The 11236-nt window shown below is 42.0% G+C and carries 9 protein-coding genes and 1 pseudogene; 7 read left to right on the plus strand and 3 right to left on the minus strand.

The features are described 5' to 3' along the window. Nucleotides 1–22: 22 nt before the first annotated feature. Complete coding sequence (locus tag ACFFAP_RS03705) at nt 23–2122, minus strand: BamA/TamA family outer membrane protein (protein WP_375509953.1); 2100 nt, start codon at nt 2120–2122, stop codon at nt 23–25. 139 nt (nt 2123–2261) lie between these two features. On the opposite strand from ACFFAP_RS03705, the gene ACFFAP_RS03710 reads away from it, so the two are divergent. Beyond that, entirely contained in the window at nt 2262–3623 is a 1362-nt protein-coding gene (locus ACFFAP_RS03710) for a lipid-A-disaccharide synthase-related protein (RefSeq protein ID WP_375509954.1), read from the plus strand. A gap of 177 nt (nt 3624–3800) precedes the next feature. Here the strand turns inward: ACFFAP_RS03710 and ACFFAP_RS03715 are convergent, their stop codons facing one another. After that, complete coding sequence (locus tag ACFFAP_RS03715; RefSeq protein ID WP_334993553.1) at nt 3801–4526, minus strand: response regulator transcription factor; 726 nt, start codon at nt 4524–4526, stop codon at nt 3801–3803. A 308-nt stretch (nt 4527–4834) separates the two neighbouring features. On the opposite strand from ACFFAP_RS03715, the gene ACFFAP_RS03720 reads away from it, so the two are divergent. From ACFFAP_RS03720 to ACFFAP_RS03740, 5 genes and pseudogenes are all read left to right on the plus strand, one after another. After that, nucleotides 4835–5254 carry a hypothetical protein gene (locus ACFFAP_RS03720; protein ID WP_375509955.1) on the plus strand — a complete coding sequence of 140 codons (420 nt, stop codon included), beginning with the start codon at nt 4835–4837 and terminating at the stop codon, nt 5252–5254. A gap of 99 nt (nt 5255–5353) precedes the next feature. After that, on the plus strand, nt 5354–5521 hold the full coding sequence (locus tag ACFFAP_RS03725) for a hypothetical protein (protein WP_375509956.1): 168 nt from the start codon (nt 5354–5356) through the stop codon (nt 5519–5521). Between the two features lie 219 nt (nt 5522–5740). Then, nucleotides 5741–5836: pseudogene (locus ACFFAP_RS03730) on the plus strand (response regulator); the annotation flags it as partial. 148 nt (nt 5837–5984) lie between these two features. After that, nucleotides 5985–7319: a hybrid sensor histidine kinase/response regulator gene (locus tag ACFFAP_RS03735; RefSeq protein ID WP_375509957.1), complete on the plus strand. Its 1335-nt coding sequence runs from the start codon at nt 5985–5987 to the stop codon at nt 7317–7319. Nucleotides 7320–7355: 36 nt separating this feature from the next. Beyond that, entirely contained in the window at nt 7356–8480 is a 1125-nt protein-coding gene (locus tag ACFFAP_RS03740; protein WP_375509958.1) for a response regulator, read from the plus strand. A 683-nt stretch (nt 8481–9163) separates the two neighbouring features. Here the strand turns inward: ACFFAP_RS03740 and ACFFAP_RS03745 are convergent. Then, nucleotides 9164–10603 (minus strand): RtcB family protein, encoded by a 1440-nt coding sequence (locus tag ACFFAP_RS03745; protein ID WP_375509959.1) that lies wholly within the window; start codon nt 10601–10603, stop codon nt 9164–9166. A 389-nt stretch (nt 10604–10992) separates the two neighbouring features. Between ACFFAP_RS03745 and ACFFAP_RS03750 the strand changes: the two genes are divergently transcribed. Beyond that, nucleotides 10993–11187, plus strand: a complete 195-nt coding sequence (locus tag ACFFAP_RS03750; protein ID WP_375509960.1) for a heavy-metal-associated domain-containing protein — start codon at nt 10993–10995, stop codon at nt 11185–11187. The last annotated feature ends 49 nt before the right edge of the window (nt 11188–11236 follow it).

An 11236-nucleotide genomic window follows, 5' to 3' on the forward strand; every position in this document is an offset into this window, starting at 1 on the left:
GGCAAGTAGAGAAAAAATTCTCTTAAAATCGCTGTCCTATGCCTAAATGCACCTTGCTTTCTCCTTGGTCATTAATGCCATAGTCAGCCCGAATTAAGCCTAGTGGTGAATTTAATCGCACTCCAGCCCCATAACCAAAACCATAACCTGGTTTGCCTCGCACACCTGCTGGATCTCCTAATACAGTATCACCAGAGCCTAAGTCTGAGGCGAAGTCGGCAAATAATACACCCCCTACTATTGGTAAGACGGGAAAACGATATTCTGCAGAAGCTAACACATAACTGCGACCACTCCCAACATCTCCAGAATCGTAACCGCGTACTGAGTTGGAACCACCCAAGTTAAAGCTTTCGTAGGGCGGTAAATTACCAATGACGGTACCAGCTTGCAGATTCACCGCAAATACTTGTGGCTGTTTGGTGTTAAATAATTGCACTGGTAAATATTGGCTGTAATTGCCTTTCAGGCGATTTAGGGAAATATTTCCTTGACCGATGGGGACAGATTGTTCTGTACTCAAACTCAGAACGGAACCTTGAGTTGGATTGAGGGGATTATCTCGTTGGTCTTTGGTGGCGGTGAAGGATACGGTAGTTAGGTCATCAACGCCAGTTCCACTCGCAGATAGGGGATTGCCTTGAGCGTCGGTTGGGGTAATATTACCTTGGCGATCGCGAATACTAGTTCGGGTATAGTTTAATCCTAATGAGGTATTCCAGTCGTCGATTGGTCGCTGTAAGCTGACACCACCGCCAATTTGACCTTCTCGAACTTTGTCGCCGTTAGCTAGCTTAATCTTGTCGTCAAAAGTTTCCGAAAGTTCCTGACTACGAAAACCATTCACAGTGTACCCCAAGCGATCGGGGTTAGTTGTCCGATAGGGACTGATAAATTTGCTATTAAACTGCAAGTCTCGGCTACTTACACCAACATTCACACCTAAAGTATCATTAATACCACCGACATTCTGATCTTGATAGCTGATTGTGCCTGTTAATCCCTGATCAGCATTATAACTACCACCCAAGTTAACACCACGCGCCCCAGTTTCTTTGAGTTGGTAGACTAAATCAAGTTTTGTTGCATCTCCTTCTAAGGCAACATTGACAGTCTCAAATAAACCAGTACGATATAGCTGTTGTATGTCTTGTTTAACTACATTTTCTTGGAAGATTTGACCAGGTTTTAGCTTAAGTTGTTGTTGCAGGAAATCTGGTTTGGTGCGTCCTCCCACGGGATTGCCTTTGCTATCAACGCTTTTACCCTCATCGTTAACAAAGCGAAATTTGATATCACCTACCAAGCCTTCAGCGACATTCACAGTGAGAATGCCTTGAGAACTGGGTTTAATTGATAACACCCGTGCTAACTTATAACCATTGTCGGCGTACCACTTATTAATTTGTGCTACTGCTTGCTGGAGTCCAGCAGGACTGATGGTGGTTCCAATTTGAGATTGCAACTGTTGTTGGGCTACTTGGTAAGTAAGTACTTTAGCACCAGATAGTTGCAGCGATCGCACAATCACTGGTTGCACTTGATAAACTACATTCAATCCAGCCGATGTGCTGCGGCTATTCACACTGACACTGCTAAATAAACCTGTATCCAAAATTGCTGTTACATCTTTTTGTAGCTGGCTTTGAGTGGTTTCTCCACCCGCTTGGGTTTTAATTACCTGGCGAATGATTTGCTGCAATTCTTGATTGGCTCCCACCACCTGTACATCTGTAGCTGTAACTACTAAATCGCTTTCAGTAGCAGGAGTTTTAGGGGATGAGGGGATGAGGGAAGATGAGGAGGATGACGGGGATGGAGAGATGAGGGGGAGTGTTACTGATGAATTACCCTTGTCTGCTGACTTTAAGACTACTGTAGAATTTTTGTTTGCACCTGTTTGCACGGCGACGGGATTTTGAGAAAATTGTTGTGCAACTATAGTTTCTGGGGAAGCAATTGTCTCTATCCGTGCGGGAGTGTCTTCAATAATCGGCACTACCAAGTTACTAGCTTTTGCAGTTGGAGTAACGGTTTTAGTAGGTGCAGCCGTTGCTTGCTGAGTGACATTAGCAGCAGCTAAAGTAGCTAAAGTAAAAATTGCAGTAGCAGAAACTCGCATAATATTTAACCTAATTAACTGGGAGTTAGTTGTAGAGACGCTAGCGAATAGGGATAATACTAACTTCCAGCTTCTTCGCCGATTTCCCTATTTATACCTCTTACCCGAATAGACAGTTAATTTTGATGTTTTGTTTCTTATGAGTAATGTATCTCGGTTATCTCTAACTTCTAACTCCCAAGTTGCAACTTCTCGTTTGCGTTTACTTGTATTAAGTAATGGTCATGGAGAAGATGTAATTGCAGTTCGGATTTTGCAAGAACTCCAACGACAATCAAACCCACCAGAGATATTTGCTTTACCTCTGGTGGGTGAAGGACGTGCTTACCAACAGTTGGAGATCCCGTTAATCGGTTCAGTCCGCACTATGCCTTCTGGCGGATTTATTTATATGGATGGGCGCCAATTAGCGCGGGATGTACGCGGTGGTTTATTGCAACTTACCCTCAGCCAGATTAAAGCTGTCCGCCGTTGGGTGAGTTCTCAAAAAAAATTAGGTAATAAAAGAGCGATTTTAGCGGTGGGAGATATTGTCCCCTTATTGTTTACAACTTTCAGTGGCGCTAATTATGCTTTTGTGGGTACGGCGAAATCTGAATATTATGTGCGGGATGAAGCTGGATTATTACCACGAAAATCCAAAGATGCGCGTTGGGAAAATTTTTCCGGTTCAGTTTACCATCCTTGGGAACGTTGGTTAATGAGTCGTCGCCGTTGTAAGGCGGTGTTTCCTAGAGATGCACTGACGACGGAAACATTAAAACAATGGCCAATTCCAGCTTTTAATTTGGGTAATCCCATGATGGATGCTCTGCAACCGACCTTTTCACGCCAACAATTTTATAGTCAAGATAGCCAACAACAAGAGACAGTCCGACCTTTAATGGTGACTCTTCTTCCTGGTTCACGTCCGCCAGAGGCATACACCAACTGGGAAACAATTATGATTGCCGTATCTGCGTTGATAGCAAGTTTCCAGGAGCGAAATTCGGTATTTTACACTTCTGGCACAGTGGTGTTTTTAGGTGCGATCGCTCCGGGTTTAGACTTTAATATTTTATCCCAAAGTGTGCAATCCCAAGGCTGGCGCATTGAATCAGCATGTCCTATCAAAATTGCCGATCCAAATATATTGACATTTAAACACAAAAATGCATATATACTGTTGACACAAAAAGCTTATAATGATTGCTTACATTTGGGAGATTTAGCGATCGCTATGGCAGGTACAGCCACAGAACAGTTTATCGGTTTAGGAAAACCTGCGATCGCGATTCCCGGTAATGGGCCCCAATATAATCCTGCCTTTGCCGAAGCTCAAAGTCGTCTTTTAGGCTCATCCTTGATTTTAGCCGAGCAGCCAACAGAAGTTGCCAAAATTGTACAGTCTCTATTCAAAGATCCTGATATTTTGCAAATTATTGCCGAAAACGGTATACGACGCATGGGTAAACCCGGAGCAGCACTACGCATTGCTGAATGTTTACAGGAACGATTTTGAATGGGCATTGGGAATTGGGCACTTGTACTGCCCTTCGACTACCCTCAGGAACCGCGACTTGTACTGAGCGTAGTCGAAGTAAGTCGAAGTATTGGGCATAAAGTCAACAATCAATAGTTTTTCTCCCCCTGCTTCCCCTGCTTCCCCTGCTTTCCCTGCTCCCTCATCCCTACTCCCTCACGCGACCAATCCCGAACGTAAGGCCCTTACAGCAGCTTGGGTACGGTCATCAGCACATAGTTTATTTAGAATATTACGAACGTGGGTCTTCACAGTACCAACTGTAATGTAGAGTTTTTCGGCAATTTGCCCATTGCTACACCCAGCTACAATCAACTCTAGGATTTCCAGTTCCCGTTGAGTCAAGGGGTAAGTTTCCAAAACTTGCTCGTATTCTGACGCCAACGCCTCAATTTTTACAGTCTTAGGCGTTTTGTCAGAACTTTGGCTCTCTCCAGGAATACCCTGCCGCATCTTCCGCAATACCACATTGGCAATTGCCGGATCAATCCAAGAGTTCCCGCCGTGAGTCGCTTGAATCGCCTCAGTTAATTTACTGATACTTGTTTCTTTCATGTAATAAGAATCAGCACCCGCCGCGAAGGCTGCAAGCACTGCATCCTCTGTATGATCCATTGTCAGGATGAGAATCTTCGTTGTCGTTTGCCCAGTTTCAGCTTGGTGGCGTTTGAATTTCCGGGTGAGTTCAATGCCATCCATGTCAGGCAAACCGATATCTACAACAGCTACATCTGGCTTTGCCGTTTCCAAAAGTTTTAGTCCTTGGGTAGCATTTGCTGCTTCGCCAATTACTTTCAATGCGCTGTGAGACTGTAATGCTGCTCGTAGCCCCATTCGCGTTAAGTCATGATCTTCAATTAAAATAATGCTAATTTCATTCATTGCTATACTCGCTCTTATACTGTTTGCATCTTTAAAAGTATTACTTTTTGTAAGTGCTATCTTTTATTTTCCCATACCAAAGATAGATGATATTTAAATCCCTCTGCATCCACCGATAGAAATAATAAATATCCTATTTGTGAGCATTTAGATAGAGAATAAATCTAGCTGGAGATATATAGATACTTACACAATAAGGATGAAATATTGAGACTAATGCAAAATTGCTCCTCCTTTGCTAAAAGTTCAGCTTTCAGTTGCCATGTTCCATTAGTTAATTACTATTATCTTGCATAAAGCTTACAAAAATGGACAAATTACAAAAGGTAAAAATTACCTTACGAAAAAGTGAACGATGGTTTCGAGCGATTTTTAACCAAACCTTTGGATTCATCGGATTGATACAGCTGATGGGCATTTTCATGGAAGGGAATCAGACGGCGTTAAAATTTGGTGGAATTACTAGCAGCATAATTCGTTGTCCTTTAGGGGAAGCTTGTTGGTCTGAATTTTCACGGGATGTGGAAGACCTCTCTCCTGATAGGGGAAAGACTTTGAATTCTACCCCAACCCTTATAGGGAAGCTTGTTCAGGGGTTAGGTTTTTTGTTAGTTTTTCCAGATAATGTGAAAAGTCAGGCTCAATGGTGGACAATCTCAAAAGAAATTCAAGCACAACTACAATGGGTAATTACTCGTGCGTCCAGATGGTTGGGGACTTACGCCTAACAAGTTAAACCCTTCAGTAATCAAAGCCAAAAAGTAATCTTTTTAATACCAAAAGGCTTGCAATAATCTGGTATTTTTCCTAAATTTCACGAGAAAATTTTGGTATTTTTCCGAACAGTGGAAGACCGCGATCGCCATGAAAATACTAACACGGGAAATCGCTATAAGGAGTTATTGTGTTATTTACCTGATTTAATCAATCTGATGAGTACAAGTACTCAAGCTTATGGTACACAACAATGGTATACAACTCTGACTAATGGCTGACGACGGTCGCTTCTTGACTCAATTACAATTGTTTTAAGCTTAGTAAAGTATTTTATTTTACTTTATATCAGCTATGTTTGTTGTCTTCAGGTCAATAGTTTTCGGTTTGTTAATTACTAATTATTTTATAATTATTGGTCATTTGCTAGGAGTTTAATTTAAATCCTCTGGTAAATTAACCAGATTGAGAATAAAACAGCCTGAATTTAACCCAAGAAAATGCCCAAAAGAGTGATTAACATACTACTAGTGGAGGATAAAGAAGTTGATATAATGAATGTCAAACAGGCATTCAAGAAAGTTAATATTATTAATTCAACAATTATTGGATATTGTGCGAAATACCTTAGTCAATAAAGTTACAGATTTTAGATGTCCGAAAATCTTATATTTTTTAGTTAGATAATCTGAAAAAAAGGAACGTTATACATCAACCTATGTTTAGCGGCAAAAATAAAAACCGATGGAAGATACGCTGAAAATTTTGGTTGTAGATGATGATGAAGTAGACCGGATGGTAGTCCGTTGTGGCCTGACTAAAGCAGGTATTAAAATGGAACTATCTGAAGTAGGCAATGGCAATGATGCATTTTCTATTTTAAGCACTACTGCCTATGATTGTGTTTTCCTGGACTATCGCTTACAAGATCAGTATGGACTAACTTTAATTCAACAGCTACGTTCTTCGGAAATTAAAGTTCCCTTAGTAGTCCTAACTGGTCAAGAAGATGAACAAACTGCTGTCCAATTATTGAAAGCTGGTGCTACAGACTATCTCTCTAAGTCTAGGATATCCCCAGAAAACTTGGCACAAGTTTTGCGGAGTGCGATTCGGGTTTATCGAGCTGAAATGCAGGTAGCTTTGGCAAAAGACCAGCTTAGAGAAAGTCATGAACAACTTATTCGTAAGAATCAAGAATTGGAGAGACAACAGCAACAGTTTCAAATGCAAAACTTCAAGCTATCGGAGGCATCACTGCTAAAATCACATTTTTTAGCAACTATGTCTCACGAACTCAGAACACCGATGAATGCGATTATTGGCTTTTCGCAAATATTACTGCGTCCTAAATTCGCTCAACTAACGCACCAGCAAGCAGATATGGTTGAGCGTATCTTGAATAATGGGAAGCATTTGCTGATGCTAGTCAATGAAGTTCTCGACTTTTCCAAGCTGGAGGCAGGACAATTAGACTTAAAGGCGGAAATATTTGATGTCTCAAAGGTAATAAATCTCGCTGTAAGTGAAATGCGTTCCCTAGCTGAGGCCAAAAATCTATCATTGTTAGTGCAAACCAATTTGCAAAATACTTCGGTATTTAATGATCCAGTTCGTGTCAAACAAATTTTAATTAATCTGCTCTCCAACGCCATTAAGTTCACAGAGTCGGGTGAAGTTTGGGTTGAAGTTAAGGAACTACCTGCAAATCGAGTAGCAATTATGGTTCGGGATACAGGTATTGGCATAGCATCCAGAGATTTTAAACGTATTTTTGAAGCATTTCGGCAAGTCGATCAAAGTCTCACTCGAAAATATCCAGGTACAGGTCTGGGTTTGGCAATTATAAATTCGCTGGTGCGAATCATGGGCGGCAAAATCTTTCTTGAAAGCAAATTGGGGAGCGGTTCAATGTTTAAAATTGAATTGCCACGTCAAATCACATTACCACCTGGAGGAGTCGATGCTCCACCTTTACAGTTAGATAGCAACCAGGTTTTTTCATCGGCTCAAAATCCGCATCATTCATCTTCTCAAGCTAGGCAAGCACCAATAGGATATCCTAAATTTAAACTATAAATTCCTATCAAAAAAACTGATAAAAGTTGATAAATTATGTCTGTAGTTGAAAATAATAAAATTTATCGCATCCTCGCAGTTGACGATACTCTAGATAATCTCATTTTGGTTCAAGCAATTTTAGAAAGTGAGGGGTATGAAATTGATTTAGTTTCAGATGGAATAAAGGCTTTGCGACAAGTTGAAGAATCTCCACCCGATCTGATTCTGTTAGATGTGATGATGCCAGGGATAGATGGTTATGAAGTCACACGTCGAATTCGGAATAACCCAGCAATTAGTTATATTCCAATTCTGCTGATTACAGCTTTTCACGAATCCAGTGTTGTTGAAGGTTTGGATGCTGGTGCTGACGATTTTATTCGTAAACCATTTGATACTGATGAACTATTGGCAAGGGTGCGATCGCTGTTGCGTCTCAAGCACAGTCTGGATGAACAGCAAAAAATGGCCCGCCAACGGGAAGATTTTGTTTCCCGTTTGACTCATGATTTGCGAACTCCCCTAGTAGCCTCCGATCGCATGTTGAATTTGTTTGAGATGGAAACATTCTGCAAAATTTCGCCGGAAATGAAACAGGCGATCGCAGTTATGATTCGCAGTAACCAAAATTTGATGGACATGGTAAATACCCTGTTAGAAGTCTATCGCTTTGAGGCAGGTAAAAAAACGTTGAACTGGGAAGAATGCGATTTACGTGAGATATCTCAAGAAGTAGTGAGCGAACTAAGTCCTCTAACTAGTGAAAAAGGGTTGACCCTGAAAATAGATACCCGTGAATTAGATCCACTGGGTAAAAACGCGGGTATTATTATGGGCGATCGCTTGGAACTACGGCGAGTGATAAACAACCTGATCGCAAATGCCATCAAATTTACAGATACAGGAGGCATCACAATCCGCATTTTTGAAACACCACCTAATCCAGGAAATCCAGATTCGGTAACAATCGAGATCCAAGATACAGGATATGGGATTGCGCCCGAAGATCAGGCAACAATTTTCGAGCGATTTCGCCAAGGCAAAAATAAACGCTCAGGTAGTGGTTTAGGGCTACATCTATCCCACCGGATTATAGAAGCGCACGCAGGAACTATCAAAGTCACCTCTGAACTCGGTAAAGGTAGTTTGTTCACTGTGCAACTACCTAAAAACACTTAACTCCTTCACCGAATTTTAGATTTTAGATTTTAAATTTCAAGATACAGCCTATAGCAAGATGAACTAAAGCAAAGGTCAGTCTAAATTAATCTTGGTGTAGTAAATGCTTGGTATATATAGAGGCTTGGTTAAACCAAGCCTTTTATTAATTATGACTGATTAAGTAATTATGTATGAGTCTTCAGGATATTTGGATACAGTCGATAGCAAGATGAACTGCTAGAAAAGTAAGTTTAAATGAATTGAGGAACTGTGCCTAAGTACTAAATATCTAGAGGTTTAGCACTCACCTAAACTTTTTTTCTGATCGAATGAAGAGGAAAAAACATCGCGAGTACACCGCTTTTGTAAAATCTAACAATCTTCCGTCATTGCGAACGCAATAACATATTAAATTTTATTATTCGATGAAATAATAAAAACTGGGATGCACCCAAAAGCAATTTATAACCGCCCGTTTCGCGTTAAGTTGACACCAATGGGCAATGCCATGCCCCTACGAGAAATCTATATATATGAGGATTTTCGTGAATTGGTATAACTAGTTGATTGCAAAATAATCATCAATTCTATGCGGTAATTGCATTAATATGGATTTACAATGGCTCCACAGATGCGATTCTAATATCAGGGAATAAAGATGGATACCCCTGGTTGTTGACCAGGGGCTTTTTATTTAGGGGCTACGCCTTAAACGTCAACACTGGACTCAATCGCGCCACAACGTCCACCATTTCTGCTTCAACCTGCACATCAATCACAGACTGAATCGGTTTGTAGGCAAAGGGTGCTTCTTCAATTCGGCGTTCTTCACGCAGGGTGATGCAGTCTACCCCAGTTAATCCCAGTTCAGCCTCATTTTGAGATGCACCTCTGCGATTGAGGTGGAAGCGAGAATGAATTCTTCCCGCCCCATGTGAGGCAGAATTACAAAATGCTGGATTGCCTCTACCCACCATCAGATAAGAATAAGCACCCATTGAACCAGGGATAATCACTGGTTGCCCTACATGGGCTGGACTTGCACCCTTGCGTGTTACCCATCCCTGACCGAATGGCAAGGTGATGTTATGCGGCAAGTCATAAACTAGAGGTGCTTCCACATCTTTATATACTTCTCGCAAACGCAGACGTAGCAGTTCCGCTAACAGCAGGCGATTGACAAAGGCATAGTTAGCAGCAGTGGCCTCAGCTTGCAGGTAACTGGCGACGAGTTCGGGGTGAGAATGGGTAGAGAGAGGAAATATATGAGAATCAGGGTACTTCAGACCTTTTTCCCAAGTCGCCTTAGCTTTATCTCGCCACATTCCCCCAATATACTTACCCACGTTTCGAGAACCAGAGTGAATCATAAAAGCTAGCTGTCCCTCGCGCACTCCCCAGGCGTGAGCAAGTGGGCGATTTTCGACTTTATCAACTCGTTGCACTTCTACAAAATGATTACCGCCGCCAATAGTTGCCAGTCCGCCATCGCGTACTAGTCCAGCATCGGGAACTAATTCTTCAGGTGCAAGTTTCCAGTCACCATCCATTGAACCACCTAAGAAGATGCGTTCGCTCTCTTGGGCAAGTTGTTGCAAATCAGACTTGATTACACTCCCTGTAGGCTGATCTAACATGGCATCCAGCCAACCGGGAACTCCGTACTGAAAGAGCGATCGCATTGCGTCAGCAGTCATCGTCACATCACGCGTACCGAAGAAGTAATCCCCCTTCATCCGTTCTACGAATTGGTCGCGCTTTGCCAGAAATTCCTCGATTGTCAAATCAGCAACATGCAAGCGCATTCCACAATTGATGTCAGAACCGACAGCGCCAGGGATAATTTGACCTACAGTTTCTACGACTGAACCAATGGCAACACCCGCATCACCTGGGTGAAAGTCAGGCGTAGCACAGGCACGGCACACGCACCCACCTGATGGGTGGCGGACGCTTGCCAAATTCGCTAACTGCTTTAGTGCCTTAGCTTCTACGGGGAAGCCTTCTGGCAGTAGCACTTCTGCTACAGGGGCATCAGGAGAATTTACTAAACGAACTGAATAAGTGCGATTGTTATAAGTTACATCCAAACCCTGCCGCTCTAAAGCACGCAGGAGACGTTTCAAATTTTTTGGCTGCATGAAAACTCCAAATAAAGTCTTAAAAAAGACCTTTTGTTGTGAAGAGATTAGGAGACTTGGGTTCAGCAGCCGCGTCTCAAGTGGTGCGGAGGGTCGTTTTCCCAGAATTGTGGGGAAAACAAGACGTTATATAGCCTTGATAACACACACTTGCATCAGAAAACAAGTTGTTTGTAGTATTTTGTATTTTTAGCAGTTTTTGTACTACGTTTGTCAAGAAATTTAAAGTTAAGCGAAAAACTTTTAAAATTCTCTAGACTCTCCAGCCGGCTAGAGAGTCTAGGATAAATTCAAGGCGACTCTCTTTCCAGTTATTTCTGACTGTTGAAGGATTTCCCCCAGTCATCCACTTTGGTTTGGCTAGCTTTTCCACTCTATCCCGTAAATCTATGACTCTCCAACTCACAGTTCCCAACATGGCTTGTTCTGCTTGTGCAAGCACCATCACCAAAGCACTTCAGGCAGTTGATGCCAATGCTAACGTTCAGGCTGATCCAACAACCAAGCTTGTCAGTGTAGAAACTCAAGCATCAGAAACAGCAATTAAGGAAGCGTTAACTGCTGCTGGCTATCCAGCTGCTTAATTGCGTTTCTCTTGAAGATTGCTACAGATGGCAGGCAGAGGGGTAGGGG

This window comes from uncultured Nostoc sp., from assembly GCF_964245575.1.
In the GTDB taxonomy this organism is placed as follows: Bacteria; Cyanobacteriota; Cyanobacteriia; order Cyanobacteriales; family Nostocaceae; genus Nostoc.

Coding starts and splice junctions, on each gene's coding strand:
- ACFFAP_RS03705 (WP_375509953.1), bottom strand. CDS start 2,122: ATGCGAGTTTCTGCTACTGCAATTTTTACTTTAGCTACTTTAGCTGCT.
- ACFFAP_RS03710 (WP_375509954.1), top strand. CDS start 2,262: ATGAGTAATGTATCTCGGTTATCTCTAACTTCTAACTCCCAAGTTGCA.
- ACFFAP_RS03715 (WP_334993553.1), bottom strand. CDS start 4,526: ATGAATGAAATTAGCATTATTTTAATTGAAGATCATGACTTAACGCGA.
- ACFFAP_RS03720 (WP_375509955.1), top strand. CDS start 4,835: ATGGACAAATTACAAAAGGTAAAAATTACCTTACGAAAAAGTGAACGA.
- ACFFAP_RS03735 (WP_375509957.1), top strand. CDS start 5,985: ATGGAAGATACGCTGAAAATTTTGGTTGTAGATGATGATGAAGTAGAC.
- ACFFAP_RS03740 (WP_375509958.1), top strand. CDS start 7,356: ATGTCTGTAGTTGAAAATAATAAAATTTATCGCATCCTCGCAGTTGAC.
- ACFFAP_RS03745 (WP_375509959.1), bottom strand. CDS start 10,603: ATGCAGCCAAAAAATTTGAAACGTCTCCTGCGTGCTTTAGAGCGGCAG.
- ACFFAP_RS03750 (WP_375509960.1), top strand. CDS start 10,993: ATGACTCTCCAACTCACAGTTCCCAACATGGCTTGTTCTGCTTGTGCA.